Below are 21,921 nucleotides of genomic sequence, written 5' to 3'. Positions count from 1 at the left end.
TGCAATTTATAGGCCACTTATAGGCTACTTATGGGCCACAACATCCTAATAGTAACCAGCGGATTTGCGGTGCTGTACAGCGGTGACACCTACGGTTTCTAACACCTTGCCGTTATCTACGGTGGCGTAAATTAACCAATGATCGCCACATTCCATCCGGTTATCTACCGTACATTCCAGATAGGCCAACGCATCCTCTAGGACCAAACAACCATTGCTAGCCGGGTGGGTCGCCAGCTCAGCAAAGCGGTCTTCCCTAGGCGAGGCTGGCTTCATAAAGTGCCGTCGGACGTTGCGCCCTTCTTTGAGCACATTGAGCACAAAGGCGGTTCCTGCATCAGCCAGAGTATTCGCCTGCTCTTTGCTGACAGCAATGGTGAGGCCAGGTGGGTTAAAGGTGGCCTGGGAGACCCAGGAAGTCAGGATCGACTGGTCCTGCCCGTTTTGATGCGTGGTGATAACGCAGAGCGAACCAACAATCCGACCCACAGCCTGTTCGGTTCGGTCACTTTGGGCATCAGCCATCTGCTGCCGTGGCGACCAGGCCTTTTTTGTTTTTCGCAAGGTTTGGGCAAATTCTGCGCCGGCGGCTTCACAGTGCTGGAGCACCTCCTCGGTTGGTTTAAATTTGACTCGAATCGGCTCAAACCCAAACCGGTAGCCCGCATCCTGTAGCTTGGTTTCCAGCAGATCGACTGCTTCCCCACTCCAACCATAGGAACCAAACACGCCCGCGAGTTTTGACTTCGTTGCCGTAGATAGCACAATCCCCAGTGCCGTCTGGATCTGCACCGGAGCATGGCCACCCAAGGTTGGTGAACCAATTACAAAGCCATCAGATGTTTCAACTGCCTGAGCAATTTCGGACGGCTCGGCAAATTCGCAGTTGATCGTTTTGACCGCTACTCCTGCCTGAGTAATGCCATCGGCAATCGCTTTAGCCAGCAGGCCGGTGTTGCCATAGGCCGAGGTATACAGCAAGGCCACGTTCAGCTCCTTGTTTTGCTGCTGCTGACACCAATCCCGGTAGTCCAACGTCAGCCGGCTGAGGCTGTGGCGCACAATGGGTCCATGCGCCGGAGCATAGAGTTTGGGCTTAAATGGCTCTAACTTGTCCAGCGCCGCTTCTACCTGAGGGGCTTGAGCAGCGTGCAAACAGTCAAAATAGTAGCGGCGATCGTCGCTGAGGCTGCGCCAATGGGCATCAAACAGCTCATCACCGCAGACATGGGCACCAAACAGTTTGTCGGTAAACAGAATGCCGCTGGCCGGGTCATAGGTGCAGATCTCATCCGGATGGCGCGGCGTTGGCACAAAGCGAAACTGCAGCTGATGCCCATTGCCCAGATTCAACACTTCCTCATCCCGCACAATATGCAGATTAAACGTGCGTTCGGCATCGTACTGGATACCAAATTCCAGTGCCTCATCTTCTTGGGCAGCCCGATTATCCAGCGGCTCGTCGGCAAAAGCAGCTCGCAACACATTGGCAGCTGGCTTGGAGCAAATCACCGTCGCATAGGATGCCAGCATTAATAGCTGCTTCAATGTGGCAATTCGATTCGGATTGACATGACTGAGAATGATGTAGTTAATCCGCTGGTAATATTGATGTTGCTGTAATTCTTCCAGGAAAATATCTGTGAAAGACTCACCGGGCGGGTCAATCAACGCCGTTTGTGCTGCCTGAATCAAATAGGAATTGGCAGTAGTACCACGCTGACGCGCATACTCCCGCTCAAACCGCAGGCGCGTCCAGCTCCGCGACCGGAACACTAGTGTCTCTGTCCCAATTTCCGCAACTTGCACATCTCGCTGCTTCGGTACTGACCGTTGATCGGAGAAATCAGACATACCCGTCTCCTTTTGCGTCTCTCAGTACTAAAATAACCCTCTCTGTTGCGCAATGACTGGAAACGGTAATTTAATTCTGCTATGGCTGCAATTAGCAAAGAGTTTCGAGTAGATTTGTTCTGCTGAGCTGCTGCCGAGCTAGGGATTGTAGGTGAAACGGCTGCGCAATACTACTCCGGCCCAAGTAGCCGTTTTGGGTGAGCGTTTAGATGGATCGTGCTCGGATGAGGGCTGCAGAGGCGCAGTCCCAGATGAGTCAATGGTGGGTTGACCAAACAGGTAAAAATGCTCGCTGCTCCAGAAGCTGAAGCGATACACTCGCTGTTCCGATAGAGCGTGGAGAAACTGAGTTAACTGCTCAAAGCAAGGATCTGGCGAATCGTGGACGGTTGGCTGAAAAGCGGTCAGTGAGCCAATTTGCAGTAGCCCAGTTTTCAGCATCACTTGTTCAATGACCTGATCCAGTGTTGGTTCTATCACCAGTTGCAATCGATGATTGTGGGTTTGGTTGTAACCGCCGCCATAATAGCCATACAGCTGAATCGGATCCAGACGATCGAGAGTGGCTTGAATTGGCGATTCTAGAGAATTGGCGGCTGCCAATATCGGTTGTGGTTCAGATGGAGAAAGCACGGCCATTTGGATGGGAGCATGGTCATCAATCTGCGTGGCATGGGGCACGCTCGGCGCTAGGCCAATCCACTGCTTTTCAGCCTCACCTGTTAACAGCGTCAGGGCATAGTCGGCGTCATAGCTCAATTGCCAACCTTGAAGATCTTGAAGCTGGGTTTGCAGCTGTTCTAGCAGCGTTTGGTAGAGTTGCTCTCGCTCTGCGTAGGTAGCCGAATCCAACAACAGTTCCGCCGCATCCCGATCTGGCACCAGCCAGGTTTCACCATTCACCGAGCCTGCGCGTTCGAGAGCCAGCCAGGAATCGAGCACGGCAGTTGGTGCCATTGCCTGCAACCAACCCTCCGAGCGCACCAAATTCAGCGGCGTTAATTCACCTTGCTCGCCAGCATTCCAGATAAACGGTTCCAGTTCGCCTCCATCTTCATGGCCAGGAAAGCTGAGCTGCCAACCCATCTCGGAGGTGATCAATGACTGGATGGTACTGAGGAGTTGTTCCGTATCAGGCTGCATGGCTTTGAAATTCTTGCCGTTCCTGCAAACATGGTAGACGCCCCCTAGCTTACTACGCCTAATCCGAATTCTCTAAAGTCTAAAAAGTCTAATTTTTCTGGTGCTTCGCCAGTCAACACGTCAGTATTCCAACCTGATATCTCCTACAGCTCGCCCCGCACCTGTTAGCGTTGATCAGTAGTGCAGCCCTATGGGCACACTAGGCAGCAAGAAAAATTTAGCTGATAACCCTTCAAATTTCTGGCTGAATATAAAGAATATAAATTAGCTGCATCACATTTACAGCATCTACCTCAGCCCCATCACTTCAGCTCGAATTTTGGCACTTACTCGAAGCTGCTTTGCTATCACAGAGAAGTTTACTGCATAAAACTTTGACCGTTTGGAACTGCTTGATAATGCAAGAATTCGATCTTCCAGCCCAGCGCAAACCCGAATTAGACTTGCCCATGCGCAACGAAGCCTGGTTTCGTCAACTGGCCGATAGCGTACCGGGGATGATCTACCAGTTTCAAATGGCTGCCGACGGCTCACTTAGTTTTACCTTCGTTAGTTCAGGTTGCCGTGACCTGTTTGAACTCACACCCGAAGCCATTCAGGAAAACGCCAACCAACTGATCGAGATCATTCACCCAGAGGATCGGCCCCGCTTTGATCACTCGGTTGCCCTTTCGGCCCAATCTCTAGAGCCGTGGCAGTGGGAAGGGCGCTTTATCTTGCCATCCGGGAAAATCAGATGGATACAGGGCGCGTCTCGGCCAGTCCGCCAGCCGAATCAGACCATTCTCTGGAGCGGTCAGTTGATGGACATCAGCCAGCGCAAGCAGATGGAAGCGATTCTGAAGCAGCTCAATGATGATTTGGAAACCCGAGTTGAAGACCGGACTCAAGCACTACTGGAAAGCCAAGCCCAATTCCAGCGGTTAGCCTCCAACATTCCGGGGGTGATTTTTCAATGCAAGCTCAGTCCCGACGGTGTGGTTTCCTTTCCCTATATCTCAGAAGGCTACCGTCACATCTATGAGCTACTGGCCTCTCAACTAGATCAACAGCCGTTCCAGTCTATCCATCCAGACGACGAGGCAATTGTGCAAGAGCGGATGTACCAGTCAGCCATGACCCTGGCTCCGTTTCAGCAGGAATATCGCATCCTCACCGCCTCTGGCAAGCTGAAATGGTTACAGACCATCGCCCGCCCAACTCGCCAAGCCGACGGTTCAATCCTCTGGGACGGAGTACTGATCGACATTACTGAGCGCAAGGTCGCTGTAGAAGCCTTGCAAGCTTCAGAAAGTCGATTTCGAGAATTGTTTGAGCGCTCTGCCGATGCGATTTTGTTACTCGATGGCGAAGTGTTTATCGACTGCAACAAAGCCGCGATCGAAATGTTGCGTTGCACGAGTAAAGAGCAGGTCTTGCAGCTCCACCCTTCGGTACTGTCGCCGGACGTTCAGCCCGATGGTCGTCCCTCCTTCGAGAAAGCCAACGAAATGATTGCCACCGCTTTTGCAAAAGGCAGCCATCGGTTTGAGTGGATGCACCGCCGCGCCGATGGCGAAGATTTTTGGGTCGAAGTGGTGCTGACGGTGATTGAGCTAGAAGGACGCCCGACTCTTTATACGGTTTGGCGAGAAATTGGTGACCGCAAAGCCGCTGAAACGGCCCTAGCCGAAAGTGAAGCCCGCTTCCGAACGATTGCCGCTACCATGCCAGGAGCGATTTTCCAGTTCTGCAACCGCAATGGCCAGTGGGCGGTAGACTACATGAGCGAGCGGTTTTATGACATTAGCGGCATTACGGCAGCCGAAATCATGCAGGACATGAATTCCTTTGTCAACTGCCAGCACCCAGACGACCGCGACTCCTATCTCCAAACAATTGCTGAGTCTGGCGAACAGCTTATCCCTTGGGTTTACGAAGGGCGGTTGATCAAACCCGATGGAGAAGTCCGCTGGTGGCGCGGCGAATCCCTACCGACCAAAACCCAGAACAACGAAATCGTGTTCTGCGGCGTCCTGTACGACATTACCAATCGTAAAACCGCCGAAGATGCCTTGAAACAATTTGCCACCCAAAACCAGATCAAAGCCAAAGCGCTAGAAGACGCTCTGCAAGAACTGCAACGCACCCAAACCCAGATGATTCAGAGCGAAAAGATGTCGAGTTTGGGTCAGCTAGTGGCCGGCGTGGCTCACGAGATCAACAATCCGGTTAATTTCATCTCCGGCAACCTCAACCACGCCACTAACTATATCCAGGATCTGCTGGAACTCCTAGATCTTTACCAGCAGCATTACCCGACTTCCGATCCGGAGATTGAAACCACCGCCACCGCCATCGAACTGGAGTTCCTCAAGCAAGATCTACCCAAGCTGCTCAATTCCATGAAGGTAGGGGCCGACCGGATTCAGCAGATCGTCACCTCGCTGCGCACCTTTTCCCGCATGGATGAAGCCGAACGGAAAGCGGTCAATATCCATGAAGGCATCGACAGCACGCTGCTAATTTTGCAAAACCGCCTCAAGGCCAAGCCCCATTTTCTGGAAATTCTAGTAATCAAGGAATACGACGACCTGCCCTTAGTCGAATGTTATGCAGGGCAGTTGAATCAAGTGTTCATGAACATTTTGTCCAACGCCATCGATGCTCTGGAAGAAGCCCAGATTCCAGCACCACAGATCTACATCCGCACCGAGCTGCTCGATCCCCAGTGGGTAAGAATCTCGATTTTGGATAATGGCCCCGGCATTTCGCCAGTCGTGCATGCGCGCATCTTTGATCCCTTTTTCACCACTAAACCAATTGGTAAGGGCACAGGAATGGGCATGTCGATCAGCTATCAGATCATCACCGAACGGCATGGTGGACGGTTGACCTGCCGCTCTGCCCCTAACCAAGGAGCCGAATTTGTGATTGAGATCCCGGTGGGCCAGAATATCTGAAGGCCATCACTGCCAGACATCAATAATGATTGCCGACTTTGCGGTGATGCACTGCCGTCAAGGCATCGGGTTTGGCCACACGTCCGATATCAACCGTGCTGTAAACAATCCAGTGATCGCTGCACTCCATCCGGCTGATCACCTCGCACTCCAGATAGGCCAACGCATCTGCTAGAATCGGTGACCCATTGGCGGCGGGATAGGTCTTGATTCCAGCAAAGCGATCAGCTCCGGGAGCAAATCGCTTCAAGAAGTGCTTCATCAACTGCTGATAGTTGCCTTCTTCCAAAATATTCAGTACAAACCGATCGCCCGCATGCAGGAACGACTCGATCGCCCGGTCTTTGGCAACGGCAATCGTGATACCCAGCGGTTCCAGACTGGCTTGAGCCACCCAGGAGGCAAGCATAGCGCTGGAAGCTTCTTCCTTCTTCGCTGTGATAATGTACAGACCGCCGCTGAGGCGTCCCAAGGCTTTATCAAGGTCATTGTCGAGCGCCTTCATTTGCTTCACAGTGCGGTCGCGGGTCAGCCACTGGCCCAAATCGGTGCCAGCTTCGTCACAGAGCTGATAGGTGGCCTGGTTGGGCGTTTCCTTGATCAAAATTGGTTGAAAGACTTCCTTCATGCCCACCTCCTGGAAACGGTTGCGAATCGGATAGACCGACTCATCATCACCACCGCCTGATTCAAACAAACCAATCGCTTGCTTGGAATTCACGGCTGCCAGAAGCGTACTCAGGGCGGCCTGAGCTGTCGCTGCCGATTCACCCGACTGGGGCGGCATGCCAATCACAATCCCCGCCGCCAAATCCACCATTTCCCGGACCTCTTGGGGATCGGCCATCTTCAGGTCAATCAGCTCCACCGCAACGCCGGTTTTGTTGATGCCGTGAGCAATGGCTTGCGCTAGTTCGTTACTGTAGCCATAGTCTGCCGCATAGAACAAAGCGACCGTGGTTTCCGCCTTGGCCTGAGCCTGACTCCAATCTCGATAGCGGCCAACCAGATCGGGGATGTTGTAGCGCAACAGAGGACCATGCCCGGTGGCAATCACGTCGATTTCCGGCAGATCTTTCATCCGCTTTAGGGCCGCCAGCACCGAGCGGGCATTGGGACCCATTAGGCAATCGTAGTAGAGCTTATAATCGGCCTCCAGCAGTTCCAGTTCCTCATCGTAGAGGTTGTCATCGCAGTAGTGCATGCCGAACACATCGCAGGTGTAGAGAATCTGCGTCTTGTGATCGTAGGTAAGAATCGTGTCGGGCCAGTGCAGGTTCGGCGCAGAAACAAACTCCAGCTCATGGCCGTTGCCCAGATCTAGCCGGTCGCCATTCTTCACCAGCAAGCGCTTGAAGGGCTGATGTACCAGATCGTCAAGAAACTGAATCGCCACCTTGGACCCGACAACCGTTACCTGGGGAGCGAGTTGCAGCACCTCCCGCACCAAACCACTGTGATCAGGCTCGGTATGGCTGATGACTAGATAGTCTAGCTCTGCTGGGTTAATCAGTCGCAGCAGTTGATCCAGGTACAGGGAGCGGAACTTTTCGTGGGAGGTGTCAACCAGGGCCGTCTTCTCTCCACGAATTAAGAAAGAGTTATAGGTTGTGCCATTTTGTAGCTCAAATTCGATATCAAACCGGTCCCGATCCCAATCCAAGGAACGAATTGTCGTCGTATCTTGAGCAATCTCCAGGGTTTGTAGCGTCAACTTGGCCTGAGTGCGTTCCGCAAGTGCCACCATATCCGACTCTCCTGTAGCGCTGTGATCAGAGGTTCAGGCGGTTTGTCTTCCTGCCTGTTCTTCAATTATTGGCTTGAATACCCCGTTTTTGTAAAGTTTCAATAAGAAAAGTCATATATTAACTGCATTTATATAAGCATAGATGGCCTTAGCTTTTGTAGCGCTAGCAATCAAGGAGGTGGTGAGTCGAGGTGACTTGAATCATCCGCTTGCTCACCATGCGGCGGCTACTGAGACTCAGTAGATCAAAAATGAATTCGGTTGAATCACTAGACTTGGGTTTGTTCGCGCAGCGTGTGCATAGCACAATCCTCCTTTTCTGCGATGCCCGCAGGACTATAATCCCCCTAAACCCCAACGGGGATGCGCCTTCGGCGTAGAAGAAGGGGGACTTCAAACCACGGTTGGCCCGGTTCCCCCCTTGTGTAAGGGGGGCTAGGGGGGATCTCAACAGGATTTGCGATCTGCTGAGTCTGTTTAGGCCATGTATTCAGGCTACCTAATTGAGCTAAGTTGGCTGAATTGCCAATAAGTCCTAAATTTGAGTATCGTGAAAGACAATTTAAGTGAAACGTCTCAAATTCAAAACCAGCGAGACAACTTTGTTTGTAGTTCTTAAAAAAGCTTTAGATCTCAGACAAAACTTAATACATCTGACATAGTTAGAAAGAATTTAGAATCCTTGCTTATAATCTTTACAGGAATCTTTCTTTTTTATAAAGATTCTGAACTACTCACCGCGGTCGTTAATTTGCCTTATAAGTGATGCCCCGTATACTTGTGATTGATGACGACCCCGCCATCTCGGAACTGGTTGCCGTAAATTTAGAAATGGCTGGATATGATGTCAGTCAGGCAGCAGATGGCATTAAGGGTCAGGCACTAGCGCTCCAGCTCTTGCCTGATTTGATCCTGCTCGATTTGATGCTACCCAAGGTGGATGGCTTCACGGTATGTCAGCGCCTACGCAGAGATGAGCGCACTGCCGACATTCCCGTCCTGATGTTGACTGCCCTAGGACAAACGCAAGACAAAGTTGAAGGTTTCAATGCTGGGGCCGATGACTACCTGACCAAACCCTTTGAAATCGAAGAAATGTTAGCCCGCGTGCGGGCCTTGCTGCGACGCACCGATCGGATTCCCCAAGCGGCGAAGCACACCGAAATCCTCAACTATGGTCCGCTCACCCTTGTACCAGAGCGGCTCGAAGCTATTTGGTTTGACCAAACGGTGAAGCTGACCCATCTAGAATTTGAACTGCTGCACTGTTTGCTGCAACGCCACGGCCAGACTGTTTCTCCCAGCGAAATTCTGAAAGAGGTTTGGGGCTATGATCCCAACGATGATATTGAAACCATCCGTGTGCATGTCCGCCACCTCAGAACCAAGCTGGAACCAGATCCACGCCATCCTCGCTACATCAAAACCGTCTATGGTGCTGGCTATTGCCTAGAACTCCCTGCTACCAAAAGCACCGGAGACGAACAGCCTTCTGCTGTTGAAACCTAGTAATACTAGTTCTTAGTTTTGAGTTCTTAGTTTTGAGTTTTGAGTTTTCAGCTTTGGTGGTGTGACCTGTGCAGAGCGCATAGTTTTAAGTCCTGATAGTTTTAAGTTCTGGAGGTTGCTGCTACGGGTTGCACACGGTTGAACAGTGTGGCCGATTGTTTAACGTTGTCTCACGAAAGGATTAGGGCAGTGCATCCGGCAAGCGATCCCCGGTCTGGACATCAAACCAATGCAGCGCTTCTGGCGGCAAGGCGAGGCTAATTTGTTTACCGCTCCAGGATTGGTCCGGAGGCAGCAGTGCTCGCAATAGGGTTCCTTGAGTGCCTTCTACCTGCACCGTCAGCAAATCGCTCATTCCCAAATTTTCCACTAGCACTACTCGTCCTTGAAGCACCTGCTGATCCCCCGGACGCACCAGCCGTACATGCTCAGGCCGAATTCCAAATATCACTTCGGGAGGAACCGTGACTTGGCTAGGCAGCGGCAGCTTACAGCGCCCCAATTGGGCAAATCCGCCCTCACACTTCAGGTGCAGTAGATTCATCTGGGGGCTGCCAATAAAACCAGCTACAAACCGATTTGCCGGTCGCACATAAATGCGTTTGGGCGAATCAAGCTGCTGCAAAAAGCCGTCATTCAGTACAGCGACACGAGTTGAAAGCGTCATCGCTTCGGTTTGGTCGTGAGTTACATAAACTACCGGAGTAGGTTGAGCGGCAAAAATCTGCTTTAGTTCGGCCCGCACCTGTTCCCGCAGTAAGGCATCCAGGTTACTCAGCGGTTCATCCAGCAGAAACACATCCGGACGCCGCACTAGCGCCCGCGCTAAAGCCACCCGCTGCCGCTGCCCGCCCGAAAGCTGGCCCGGTTTGCGCTGCATCAATTCACCCAAGCCCAGAAACTGACTCACCTCACCAATCCGCTGCTGAATTTCAGCCGAGGCCATACGGCGCAATTTTAACCCTGACGCAATATTTTCACATACCGTCATGTGGGGATACAGCGCATAGCTTTGAAACACCATCGCAATATTGCGTTGACCGGGCGGCTGGTGCGTCACATTCCGATCACCAATCCGTACCTCTCCCCGCGTCGGCTGCTCCAATCCAGCAATCAATCGCAGCGTCGTTGATTTACCGCATCCGGATGGCCCCAGCAGCGTCAAAAACTCGCCATTCTCCACATTCAAACTCAGCTCTTTAAGCGGCACCACTCTGGGCGTGTAAGTTTTGTTGAGATTTCGTAGTTCGAGTTTAGCCATGACCAAATTCAAGAGTTTTGAGTTTTAAGTTTTGAGTTTTGAGTTCTGTTGGCGGAACCTGTGCGACGCGCGTATTTCAATTTAGGTGTTATGTCAGATTCGGTTGATGCAGTAGGGGCGAAGCAGTTGCCAAATAGTCCATAGCAGAGTCAGATAATTTATCAGCAACTGCTTCGCCCTTACTGCACCATAGGCCAACCAGAGCCACATCACCCCTTGACAGCACCTGCCGTGAGACCTTGCACAATCCGACGTTGGAATAGTAACACCAGGATGACTAGTGGTAGGGTACCAACAACTGTAGCGGCAGCCAGAGCACCATAGGGAATTTCAAACACCGCAGTACCGCTGAGTTGGGCCACGGCCACGGGCACCGTCTTCATCGACTCGCGGGTAATGAACGTCAATGCAAAAATAAACTCATTCCAGGCGGCGATAAAGGCGAGGATGCCAGTCGTGACCAGGGCAGGTAAGGTGAGCGGCAGCAGAATTTGCCACAGCATTTGGCCGGTATTGTAGCCGTCAATTTTGGCTGAGTCCTCCAGATCGCGAGGAAGCCGCTGGAAAAAGCTACGCATCACCAGAATGGTCAGAGGCAGGTTCATGGCCGTGTAGGGCACGATTAGGGCCAGGTAGGTATTGGCCAGTCCAAACGCCCGCACCAACTCCAGCAGGCCCAGAAACAGCAGAATATAGGGAAACAGCGTGACAATTAAAACTCCAGCTAGGATAAAACGTTCACCTGGTAGGCGCAATCGGGCCAAGACATAGGCAGCAGGAGTGCCAATCAGCAGACAGAGCAGGGTTGAAACACTCGCCACAAAGGCGCTATTCAGCATATAGCGGAGAAACGGACGCCGACGAAACAGTTCGATATAGTGTTCAAGCGTTAGCTGACGGGGAAAGTAGACATTGGGAACCGCCGCAATATCGGCATTGGTTTTGAGCGAGGTTAGCACTTGCCAAAGGATGGGAGCAAGGCTAAAGATCACCAGCAGCCCCACGGCCACTGCCAAACCCCATCGGCGCGGAGGAGCTACGTCTAAGGGAGCGTCTTTCTGCACCAGTGTCATCTCGGGTCTCCTATAGCTCGGACTGCCCGCAATCTTGCCAAACCCCAGGTTGCGAGAGCCACCGCCAAGCTCAAAATCACAAACGTCACTACTACCAATGCCGCTCCATAGCCAAAATCGAGATAGCGCATGATTGTGGCATAGATATAGAGCGAAACGGTTTCCGTCGCCCCACCTGGGCCACCGCCAGTCATCACCTGAACCAAATCAAAAACGCCAAACGCCTGGGCGAACCGAAACAAACTGGCAATCAGAATTTGCGGCAGCAGCAGCGGCAGCGTAATTCGGTAAAAGCTTTGCCAGCGCGTCGCGCCATCTAGGGCATGGGCTTCGTACAGATCGGGTGGAATCGACTGGAGGCCCGCCAACAACAAAATCGCAATGAAGGGGGTGGTTTTCCAAACATCAGCCGCAATCACGGTCCACATGGCCCAGTTAGGATCGCCCAGCCAGTTAACGCCGGTTTGAATCAGACCCAGACGCAGCAGAATGTCATTCCAGACGCCAAACTGATCGTTAAAAATCCAGGTCCAGGTGGTGGCAATCAGCGCTGTCGGCAAGGCCCAGGGCAAGAGGGCGATAGTCCGCACTGCACCCCGACTGGGAAACGCCTGGTTGAGTACGAGAGCAATTCCCAGTCCCAGCAGCAGTTCTAGTATCACCGAAACAACTGTGAAAAAAACTGTGTTGCCAATGGTTTGCCAGAACCGACCATCTAGAGCCATGCGGCTGTAGTTGTCTAGACCTGCAAAAACCGGCTGTAGCTCAGTGCCCAGATTCTGGGTAACCAAGCTGAGGCCAAGGGAACGGGCAATCGGATAGGCGTAGATCAGCAGCAACAGCAGCAGGGCTGGAGTTAGCAGCCACCAGCCGGTGCGTCGTTCTTGGTCGCGGAGGGTAGTGTTCATGTTACCTGTAGCAGGGGATCAGTCTCAGTTGCGGGCTATTAATTGCGGGCTATTAATTGCGGGCCAGTAACGCTCGCGTTTCGGTAGCAGCCGCCATCATTGCCGCTTCAGCATCCATGCGGTTGGTAATCGCCGCACTCAAATAACGCTGCAAAATATCTGACGCTTGGGCGTATTGGGCAATCGGCGGACGCAGCACGGCCTTTTCGACCACACCCATCATGCTGGGGAAATAGGGATACTTGGCAACGATTTCCGGATCGCTATAGAGCGAGCGACGGGTAGGCAGATAGCCATTTTCTAAACTCGATAAGCGCTGGGCTTCCGGACTGGCGTAGAACTGGGCCACTCGCAGGGCCGCTTCCGGATGGGCAGTTGATTTCGCCACACCCAGCCCCCAACCGCCCAAACAGGCCGCGCTCGTTAATCCGGGCGCATGCACCATTGTTTTGATCGCAAACTTGCCTTTAATCGGCGAATCGTCGGCATTGCTGAGCGGATAGGCATAGGGCCAGTTGTGCATAAACGCGGCTTCACCAGCCTGAAACAGACGGCGGGCATCTTCGTGCTGGTAGTTGCTCACTCCCGGTGGCGACACGCCCTGCTCGATGGTGCGACGCAAAAACTGGACCGCCTCAACGGCCTCTGGACGGTCTAACCCCACTTCTAACGTCTTGGGATTGACCCAAAAGCCACCATAGCCCGCCAACACATCGACAAAAACGGCGGTTAGCCCTTCAAACTGCCGCCCCTGCCAAACATAGCCCCATTTAGTCGTGCCTGCCTGCTGAAGCTGCTGCGAGGCTGCAATCAAATCGTCGAAGGTTTCGGGGGGTTGAATGCCCGCCTGTTGTAGCCAATCTTGCCGGTAAAACAAAAGCTGCGCATCGGAGCGAATTGGCAACCGATATAGCCTGCCGTTGTAGCGTCCTCCGTCCAAGTCTGCGGGCATAAAATCGGCCAGATCGGCAGCAGGAATTTGATCGGTCAGGTCGAGCAGCCAGCCCGCGGCGGCAAACTTGGGCAGCCAGACTACATCCATCATCACCAGATCGTAGGGCGAGCCACCCAGCAGAAACGACGTGGTGTAGAGGTCTTCGATGGCATTCGAGCCGGTCGGGCCTTCAATTACATCGATTTTGATATCGGGATTTTTCGCTTCAAACGCCGCCACCAGACTTCGCCCCTGCTCCGCATCCAAAGCCGAAGTCAGCATAGTTAAACGAATTGGCGGCTGAGGCCAAGCCACTAGATTCCCCAACACCACAGCGGTGCAACAAAGAGTTGCCAGTCCGACCAGATAGCGACGACGTGATAACCAACTTCGCAAGTTCAGCACAGCAGCCATTTCATGTCAGTTGATGTCAGTTGATGTTAGTTGAGCACAAGTTGAGCGCAAAGATACAAGTAACGGTTGCTACCCAGGAGAATGCTAGTCAATTATGCAATTCGCTTCAATTGGGCGGAAACAGCAGTAATAAATTGTCACTATTTTGCATGATTCGCTTTTAATCTCAAACCGCAACTTAAACTCCCTAGAAAACGCTCGTTTAGCCTATTAAATCAACTAATTGAGAGACACAATTTAGTAGAGTTCTTAATATTTACAGCGGTTTTAGTCGCAAATTGAAAAATGAGCGATTGTTTTAATTGCAATTGCTTTTCAAATTTATCTGACCCAATCAATCTACTCAAACGAACATCGCAGTCATCAAGCTCGATTCAACCAAATGGAAAGCCATTCAACAGCAGAAAATCACCATCTGAATCAGAGCCAATAATTTATTTTATAGAAAGAATTTTTGGCTCTTCCTGCTGCTGCCGGAGCGGCAAAGCCATAGAGACTAATGGTTTCATGATGATTTAGCGAAAAACGGTCTCTACCGAAATATTTTTCAAGGTAGAAAAATCCGTAATAAACTGGGGACATAAATTCTCTCGAAAAATCTTAAAAACAGTTGTCAAGATTTACATAGTTTGAGCTTCTCTAAATATAGAGTGGCTCGAAAAACTTCTATCTCTTTCTACTCTACATGTAGAAACTTCTTCGTTTTCTCAACCGTTTGAATATCTTTTTAGAAGAAAAATTAGTACAAATATATGTAGGCTAGACGATTTAATTATGCTACTCATAAAAAAGCAACGGAAGAATTTTTAATTTATCAATTTTCTTCCTGACGCGGATTCAGATTGTGTGAAGTCAAAAGCATCCAGGGTCAATCCACCCGGAATCTCAATCCTGGTAGTGAATCTACGAGGACTGAGAGCGAACCAAATCTCTTTTTGATAGTCCCTATCGAGTCGAGGTGAGGTTCGTCTAGGTCAACCTATCCTTACTTTGAGGAAAAGCTATGGAAACCCTTGCATATCTCTATGGTGCTGAAGACTACGAACAGTCTGAACAAAAACAGCTGGATCTCAGCGGTTTGAAGGCAATGGCAACGACAGGTCTGGTTGCTGCGGGCATCGCTGCTGGCGGTGTACTGACACAAGCAGATTCTGCCTCTGCTCATTACTACGGCGGTCACCACGGCTACTACCGTCCAGTGACCTACCGTCACCGTGCTTACTACCGTCCGGTTTACTATCCGCGTCACTACTACGCCTATCCTGTTTACTATCGTCCCTGCTATCGCGGTTACTACTACTAAGCCCCAACCCGAGCACTAGAGAAGTTTGGTTTAAAGCTTTGAAGGTCTCGGATGGCGATTTAGTTCGACGGTAGATTTTTCTACCCAGGCGAGTGAGTCTTTCGCCTGATCAAACCTCAATTAATGCGGGTATATCAGATCCTCTTAAGGCTTCGTCTTCGATAGGCGGGGCGAAGCCTTTGAACTCAGTTAGATAAGCCAACTGGAGCGTTTATATTTTGCTCATAGTTGTGTGGTCGCTGATATTGACTTGACTGACTTTGGTGATTAACGATAGAAGCACTAGAAGTGCGATAAGAAAGTTCTGTCTTGAGTTATTCAGTTGTTCTGCTTACTGTTAGATAGAGTTTTGACCATCAGGGACAATCGGCTTCTGTCTTACAAGTTACGTCATATTCAAGCTTCTATTTACCGAAAGAAGCATCCGGGAATTAAAGCCTGGATTCACTTGGTCCTTATAGGGACTTTACAGAGAATTTGCATAATGCATTGACTTGTATTGGCGCTATGAGGCACCAAGCAAACTCAATTCTGAATCAACTAAAAATTGATTGAGAGTTGAGTATTGTCAAATCGTTGAATCAGTTGTTTTGAGGAAAAGCTATGGAAACCCTTGCCTATCTCCACGGTGCAGAAAACCTAGAACAGTCGGAAGCGAAAGAGTTGAATCTCGGCAGCTTGAAGGCTGTGGTGACTACCGGTTTGATTGCCGCAGGCGTTACCGCTGGTGTTACTGCTCTCGATGCTACAACTAACTCTGCTTCGGCCTACGGCTATGGTCGTGGCTGCTGCCGTCGGGTGGTTGTCCGTCCTTGCTACTATCCGCGCCACTACTACGCTTATCCGGTGTACTATCGTCCATGCCGGAGCGGTTGCTACTACTAAGGCGATTGCAAGTTAGCGTCTTGGCACTTGAGGATTGCTAGATCCAAACAAGATTGCTGGACCTAACAAATGAATCTTTTTTCAATATGTGTGACAAACTGCGGTATATCAGAACGCTAGGCTTCGTCTTACTCTAAGGCGGAGCCTTATTTGAGTTTGACATGATAGTTGGAATAGAAGATTATCCATACATCTCGGCCTTGAGGTCTCGCTCCATCAAAGCCTCTACCGCCTGTTTGGGCGTAATTTTGTCATTGAGCAGCAAATAGACCTGCCGCGAAACCGGAACCGCGATGCTTTTGCGCTCCGCTAATTCAATCAAGACATTGGTGGTGCTGACGCCTTCAGCGGTGCTTTGCAGTTCGGTGAGAATTTGCTCTAGGGGCTTGCCCTGTGCCAATCCATAGCCAACCCGGTAGTTGCGGCTAAGCGGACTGGTACAAGTCGCTAGCAAATCGCCCAGACCCGCCAAGCCAAAAAAGGTTTCTGGTCTGGCTCCTAGATGGGTACCGACACGGATAATTTCGGCTAAAGCGCGGGTAATCAATCCAGAGCGGGCATTGGTGCCTAGATGCAATCCATCACAGACACCAGCAGCAATTGCAATCACGTTCTTTAGCGTGCCGCCCATCTCGGTACCAAGTGGGTCCGTATTGGTGTACACTCGAAACCGATCTGAAGACAGAATCGCCTGAGCCCGTTCCGCCGCGGCTTGATCGTGGCTGGCAACTACCGTGGCCGCAGGCAAGCCCTGCTGAATTTCCTCCGATAGGTTGGGGCCGGAGAGAACCACAATCGGATGGTTAGGCAAAGCTGCCTGCCAGATAGGTGAGGCCGTGAGCTGCGTAGCCGGATCCAATCCTTTGGTTGCGCTGACCAAGATTGCCGTATCCGGCAGCATCGAGGCTCGTACCCGCTCAACGGTTTCGGGCACACCTTTCATGGAAATCGCCGCGATCACGATCTCTGCTGAGGCCAAAGCCGCTTCCAAGGTGGTTTCTCCCCGACGCGACCAGACCTGCACCTGATGACCTCGGTTCCGAGCCAGCATTGCCAGCGCGGCCCCCCACTGACCTGCTCCTAAAATCGCCACCCGAGTTGGTGACAACGACAACCGATCCGATGCAGTCGAACGGATATCCACAATCAGCCAGCCATCCCTTATTTTTTACTTTTAGCTTTTTGCTGTTTAGCTTTTTGCTGTTTACACCGTAAACAGTTATTTGATCCGGCGCTCATGCCGCTAGCCCATTGTGCCGCAGCAACGCCGTCGTATTCGGCTCCCGGCCTCGGAACGCCGTGAATACCTTCATTGGATGCTGGCTGCCACCTAGGGCCAGTACCGTATCACGGAAGCGATGCCCAACCTGAGCCAGTTTTTGCTCATCATCGAGTCCGGCTTCTTCAAAGGCGGCAAAAGCATCAGCACTCAGCACTTCTGCCCACTTGTAGCTGTAGTAGCCCGCCGCATAGCCCCCGGCAAAAATATGGCCAAAGGCGCAGAGAAAAGAATCTTCCGGCAGGGGAGGCAACACCGTGGTTTTTTCTGCAATGCGTCGCCGCACCTGTTCGGGCGTTTCGCCGCCGGGTTGATAGCGATGGTGCAGTTCCAGATCAACCCAGCTAAAGTGAATTTGCCGCAGCGTAGCGCTACCACTCATGTAGGTGCGGGCCGCCAACAGCTTCTGATAGTAGTGCTCTGGCAGAGGTTCGCCGGTTTGGTAATGCTTACCCAGGCTGAGCAGGGTAGGGCGATGGTAGCACCAATTCTCCATAAACTGACTTGGCAGTTCCACCGCATCCCACTCAACGTTACGAATCCCCGATGCCTTCGGATAGTCAACCCGCGTCAGCATGTGGTGTAGACCATGACCAAATTCGTGAAACAGGGTTTCCACTTCGCCAAAAGTCATCAGACTAGGCTTGTCATCCACCGGCGGCGTTTGGTTACAGACCAGATAGGCCACAGGTAGACGAACTGAAGTGCCGCTGCTGTACCGGACTCTGGCACGAGCAATGCATTCATCCATCCAGGCTCCGCCCCGCTTTTCTGCCGGACGGCTGTAGGGATCGAGGAAGAAGTGGGCAATCGACGTTCCCGATTCATCGGCCACTTGGAAATAGCGCACATCCGGATGCCAGACCGAAGCTTCGCCATCTGCCGGAGTAATGGTGATGCCAAACAGACGCTTAGACAAATCGAACAAGCCAGACAGCACCTGCTCTAGCGGGAAGTAGGGGCGCAGTTCCTCGGCGTTAAAGTCAAACTTTTCTTCGCGCTGCCGCTCGGCCCAGAAGGAAATATCCCAGTGCTGGAGGGGTTCGGTTTCGCCCTTGGATTTGGCGTACTCTTGCAGAGTTTTCAGATCATTAACTGCCGCATCGTAGCTAGCCTGCCGCAGTTCTTCCAGCAATTTCTCCACCGCTTCGACGCTAGAAGCCATCTTGGCCGCCAGACTGACTTCGGCATAGCTTTGGTATCCCAGCAATTTCGCCTGTTCTTGCCGCAGCTCTAGAATGCGTTCAATTAAAGGACTATTATTCCACTCGCCGCTAGAAGCCCGACTGACAAATACCCGATACAGCTTCTCGCGCAAATCGCGGCAACGACTGTGCTGCATAAACGGCATATAGCTAGGCAGATCGAGTGTAATTCGCCAGGGACCAGTTTCAGCCGTGGCGTTTTCTTCTCCAGCCGCACGAGCCGCTTGGGCCGCGAGAGCCACCAAACTCGGCGGCAGGCCAGCAATTTCGTCGGGTTGGGTCAGCGTCAGGCTAAAGGCTTTGGTGGCATCTAGGACATTGTTTGAGAAGCGAGTCGAGAGTTCGGCCAGCTCTAGCTGAATCGCATTGAAGCGCTCTTTCGCTTCGCCCTCTAATCCCACGCCCGATAGTTCGGCATCTCGCAAGGCCGCGTCCACAATCCGCTGCTGAGCTTCGTCTAGCGTAGACCAGAGTTCACTTTGGCGCAGCGCCTTAAACCCTGCGTAGATCGGCTGGCTCTGGCTGAGGCGATTCCAGAACTTGACCACTTCTGGCTGCATCGTTTCATAGGCTTGCCGCAGTTCCGGGCTATTCTTCACGCCCATTAAGTGACCCACAACGCCCCAACTCCAGGACAGCCGCTCCTCGATTTGTTCTAGCGGCACCACTAAGCCCTCCCAGGTGGGTACCACGTTCGCTTCTAGCTCAGCTAGCTGAGCTTCTAGCTCTTGCAAAAGCTGAGTAATGGCTGGCACAACATGGTCGGGCTGAATTTGCTCGAAGGGCGGTAAGCCTTCACCGATCAGAAGCGGATTTTGAACTAAAGCTGTATTCATGGAAATGCTGAGCGATTCAACGATTTAGGTCTGTTTAGGTCTGTGGCGATTAGTTACTAGTCGCTAATCCAACAATCCAGTCCTTATCTCTCACTCTAGCACTGGCACTAAAGGACGGCGCGCCAACGCCTAAGTCTGCCCAGGACGCTGTTCGTTCTGAGGTTGAACAGGATGAGCGTCTCATTCACGGTGTAAAACACAGTATGAAAAAGGACACAAGGCCCCAAATAACCCTAGGGTTAGGTGCAAGGTAAATTTATACGACAGTTTTTCCACCAGCGGACCAGGCGAGAACGGAATTTTGTATCATCGAATACAGAAATCATTGGATTCCCCGCAGGGAGTTGGGGCGATGAAACGCTACTTCAAGCCAATGCAACCCATTGAACCGTCTGAATCTAAGCAGGGGCAGCGAGCTAGTAAACTGGCAAGAAACCGGCTAGCTCAGTGGGTTCAGTTGATTCTGCTCCCCGACTCTATGAGCTACGATCAAGCCCTATTGCTGAGCAAACAATCCGATGACGAGTGGTTAGCTTGGGTGCCTGACTATGGCGAAATCACGCTCCATGTGAGCGAGTTCTACTTCGGCCACGATTGGAATTGAGGGTTTCTCTAGTTGAGATAGATCGGTGGGGGCGGGCACCATTTCGCCGCGAAAATCGAGAAACTGCACAATCAACAGGTAGGCAATACTGAGCAGAATAGCGATGGCTCCGGTGACTACCGCAACAACTTTTGAGCGATTCATAGACTGAAGAAATTTAAACTCGCTTAATTTTGCTTAATATTGACTCTATCGCATTCACAGGTTAAGCGGATGATTTCTCATGCTTCTGACAGAGATAGTCTGTCTGCCACAGACTGCATTCACATCGAAGGAATTCGGGCCTACGGCTACATCGGATATTTGCCCGAAGAGCAGGTGCTGGGGCAGTGGTTCGAGGTGAGTTTAACCGTCTGGAAAGATCTATCTGAAGCCGGTAAAAGCGATGATTTAGCCGTCACCTACGACTACTCCCAAGCGGTCACGGCAATCCAACAATTGATTCAAATCGCCAAGCACAAGCTGATCGAGAAACTAGCCGAAGAGATCGCGGCTCTGGTGCTAACCTCGAATGCCGTGGAACAGGTCAAAGTTCGTCTGACTAAGCTACAGCCACCCATTCCCAACTTCAGTGGCCAGGTGTCGCTGGAGATTGTGCGGAGGAGGTAGCCCCCTAAATCCCCCAATTCTGGGGGACTTCCGAACCATTTGTAGTGCCAGACTGCAATTGGAGAATGCGGATGAAGCCTTTATAAATTAGCATAAAGTTTATGGATAGAACCGTTCTCTCTACATCTACTCAAGCATTATCTTCCCCATCTCCCTCATCTTCCCTCGTTCGGCGAGGCTCACGAGCCGCATCTCCCCCATCTCCCCTCACCCTACCGTCGCCGAATCTTGCTCACCATCTTGCGGGAAAAGTGCATATTAATCGCCTCCGTCTCGGCCCAGTCTTGCAGAATCTTGAAAAAGGCTTGCCGATCTGCCGCTTGTAGCACCGCCGTTTGATCTGCCGTTTCAATTACATAGGGATAGCCGCTGCCAATGATGATCTCACCCCGCACCCAGTCGATCACCCGGTCCAGCAAACCAGCCTGGTAGACCCAGAGGGGAATTTCTAGACGGGCCGGGTAGCTGTCGCGATTGGCTTTCAAATAGGTGAAGGCAATTTGATTCGATTGATCGCCATAATCGGCCAGGATGCCAGAGCGCTGACAGAGAAACAGCGGCGTCCGGTCGCCCCACTCCATGTATTTACTCACCAACTGGGCATCGTGGATCGATTGAGAGTCGGGCAAATCGTACAGCGTCCGCAGCATTACGCTCAAATCTTGAGCATAGGAGGTGTCAATATAGGCGACCAAGGGCACCTCATAGGTTTGGCTCGTTGCCAGCAGATCGAGCAAACACTCGACATAAAACCGGCGGCTTTTGGCTTCAAAGGCTTCGGCGAAGGTAGCAACGAGAGAGCCATCCAGAAACACGAGGCAATCTTTGGCTTTGGCGTGGGCTTTGATGTAATCAATCAAGCGCTCAATTTCCATCTGAAAGCGGCGCATATTCACCCGCCGATCCACCGGCTCGCCGCTGTTGCCTACCTGCAAATCAGCTGGAGTCATCACATCCAGCACCACATCTTTTTCGTACTCGCCGGTTGGCAAATGGGGATTCTCGAACCAGCCCACCTGCACCAGCGCCACGGGAAGCGACAAATCCTTACCGGGATAAATCTGGGACCCATCCACAGCAAAGGTGGTAATGCCGGTCAAGCGTTGCCGCACCCAAGCCAAACTTTGCTCCCGATTTTGCCAGACCAGATTGGCTGAAATGACGCCGTTATTTGCCTTATCCAAGGATTCCAGCAGCCTTGCCCCTAACTCAACGGGATGCTTCGCCGCCCGCGCTTTGAGATCGGCCTCACCCGCCGCACTCAGGTTCGCCAGCACCGAGCGATATTGCTGCAACTGCTGCCAGGTTTCTTGATTGAAGGCGGCAAATTCTTCACGTTTGGCATTGAGGATTTCATGAACTTGGGAGGGCTTTAGGGGCATAGCAGAGAGCAGGAAAAAACAGCGGGATCGGTA

17 protein-coding genes are annotated in these 21,921 nt (G+C 51.8%); 5 read left to right on the top strand and 12 right to left on the bottom strand.

Annotation, left to right across the window (positions count from 1 at the left end; all coding sequences use genetic code 11):
• Positions 1-45: 45 nt before the first annotated feature.
• Positions 46-1,854, bottom strand: a complete 1,809-nt coding sequence (locus tag HJG54_RS10120; RefSeq protein WP_316434775.1) for a diflavin flavoprotein — start codon at positions 1,852-1,854, stop codon at positions 46-48.
• 138 nt (positions 1,855-1,992) lie between these two features.
• On the bottom strand, positions 1,993-2,997 hold the full coding sequence (locus HJG54_RS10115; RefSeq protein ID WP_316434773.1) for a hypothetical protein: 1,005 nt from the start codon (positions 2,995-2,997) through the stop codon (positions 1,993-1,995).
• 398 nt (positions 2,998-3,395) lie between these two features.
• Here HJG54_RS10115 and HJG54_RS10110 point away from each other — a divergent pair, with 398 nt between their 5' ends.
• The gene (locus tag HJG54_RS10110; RefSeq protein WP_316434772.1) at positions 3,396-5,939 is read left to right on the top strand and encodes a PAS domain-containing sensor histidine kinase; all 2,544 of its coding nucleotides are present in this window, start codon (positions 3,396-3,398) and stop codon (positions 5,937-5,939) included.
• A 19-nt stretch (positions 5,940-5,958) separates the two neighbouring features.
• Here the strand turns inward: HJG54_RS10110 and HJG54_RS10105 are convergent, their stop codons facing one another.
• Complete coding sequence (locus HJG54_RS10105) at positions 5,959-7,686, bottom strand: diflavin flavoprotein (RefSeq protein ID WP_316434771.1); 1,728 nt, start codon at positions 7,684-7,686, stop codon at positions 5,959-5,961.
• A 765-nt stretch (positions 7,687-8,451) separates the two neighbouring features.
• On the opposite strand from HJG54_RS10105, the gene HJG54_RS10100 reads away from it, so the two are divergent.
• Positions 8,452-9,195, top strand: coding sequence for a response regulator transcription factor (locus HJG54_RS10100; RefSeq protein WP_036004296.1), 744 nt, complete (start codon positions 8,452-8,454; stop codon positions 9,193-9,195).
• Between the two features lie 181 nt (positions 9,196-9,376).
• Here the strand turns inward: HJG54_RS10100 and HJG54_RS10095 are convergent, their stop codons facing one another.
• From HJG54_RS10095 to HJG54_RS10075, 5 genes are all read right to left on the bottom strand, one after another.
• On the bottom strand, positions 9,377-10,456 hold the full coding sequence (locus tag HJG54_RS10095) for an ABC transporter ATP-binding protein (RefSeq protein WP_316434769.1): 1,080 nt from the start codon (positions 10,454-10,456) through the stop codon (positions 9,377-9,379).
• Between the two features lie 209 nt (positions 10,457-10,665).
• Complete coding sequence (locus tag HJG54_RS10090) at positions 10,666-11,529, bottom strand: carbohydrate ABC transporter permease (protein ID WP_316434768.1); 864 nt, start codon at positions 11,527-11,529, stop codon at positions 10,666-10,668.
• The gene (locus HJG54_RS10085) at positions 11,526-12,437 is read right to left on the bottom strand and encodes a carbohydrate ABC transporter permease (RefSeq protein WP_316434767.1); all 912 of its coding nucleotides are present in this window, start codon (positions 12,435-12,437) and stop codon (positions 11,526-11,528) included. The genes HJG54_RS10090 and HJG54_RS10085 overlap by 4 nt, the downstream gene beginning before the upstream one ends.
• Positions 12,438-12,489: 52 nt before the next feature.
• On the bottom strand, positions 12,490-13,776 hold the full coding sequence (locus HJG54_RS10080) for an ABC transporter substrate-binding protein (RefSeq protein WP_316434766.1): 1,287 nt from the start codon (positions 13,774-13,776) through the stop codon (positions 12,490-12,492).
• A gap of 429 nt (positions 13,777-14,205) precedes the next feature.
• Positions 14,206-14,367: a hypothetical protein gene (locus tag HJG54_RS10075; protein WP_316434765.1), complete on the bottom strand. Its 162-nt coding sequence runs from the start codon at positions 14,365-14,367 to the stop codon at positions 14,206-14,208.
• Positions 14,368-14,788: 421 nt separating this feature from the next.
• Here HJG54_RS10075 and HJG54_RS10070 point away from each other — a divergent pair, with 421 nt between their 5' ends.
• On the top strand, positions 14,789-15,088 hold the full coding sequence (locus HJG54_RS10070; protein WP_036004282.1) for a hypothetical protein: 300 nt from the start codon (positions 14,789-14,791) through the stop codon (positions 15,086-15,088).
• Positions 15,089-15,691: 603 nt separating this feature from the next.
• Complete coding sequence (locus tag HJG54_RS10065; protein ID WP_036004279.1) at positions 15,692-15,973, top strand: hypothetical protein; 282 nt, start codon at positions 15,692-15,694, stop codon at positions 15,971-15,973.
• A gap of 181 nt (positions 15,974-16,154) precedes the next feature.
• On the opposite strand, the gene HJG54_RS10060 is transcribed toward HJG54_RS10065, so the two are convergent.
• From HJG54_RS10060 to HJG54_RS10050, 3 genes are all read right to left on the bottom strand, one after another.
• Positions 16,155-17,117, bottom strand: a complete 963-nt coding sequence (locus HJG54_RS10060) for an NAD(P)H-dependent glycerol-3-phosphate dehydrogenase (protein WP_316434764.1) — start codon at positions 17,115-17,117, stop codon at positions 16,155-16,157.
• A 91-nt stretch (positions 17,118-17,208) separates the two neighbouring features.
• On the bottom strand, positions 17,209-19,293 hold the full coding sequence (locus HJG54_RS10055; protein ID WP_316434763.1) for a M3 family metallopeptidase: 2,085 nt from the start codon (positions 19,291-19,293) through the stop codon (positions 17,209-17,211).
• Between the two features lie 529 nt (positions 19,294-19,822).
• A complete protein-coding gene (locus HJG54_RS10050; protein ID WP_316434762.1) occupies positions 19,823-20,041 on the bottom strand; it encodes a hypothetical protein in 219 nt (72 codons plus the stop codon).
• Positions 20,042-20,110: 69 nt separating this feature from the next.
• Here HJG54_RS10050 and folB point away from each other — a divergent pair, with 69 nt between their 5' ends.
• Positions 20,111-20,506 (top strand): dihydroneopterin aldolase, encoded by a 396-nt coding sequence (folB, locus tag HJG54_RS10045; RefSeq protein ID WP_316434761.1) that lies wholly within the window; start codon positions 20,111-20,113, stop codon positions 20,504-20,506.
• Between the two features lie 212 nt (positions 20,507-20,718).
• Here the strand turns inward: folB and HJG54_RS10040 are convergent, their stop codons facing one another.
• Entirely contained in the window at positions 20,719-21,888 is a 1,170-nt protein-coding gene (locus HJG54_RS10040) for a DNA double-strand break repair nuclease NurA (protein ID WP_316434760.1), read from the bottom strand.
• Positions 21,889-21,921 lie beyond the last annotated feature (33 nt).

The sequence above is a fragment of the Leptolyngbya sp. NK1-12 genome (genome assembly GCF_032598965.1).
Lineage (GTDB): Bacteria > Cyanobacteriota > Cyanobacteriia > Elainellales > Elainellaceae > Elainella.
This window is presented reverse-complemented; position numbering and strand designations above follow the sequence as displayed.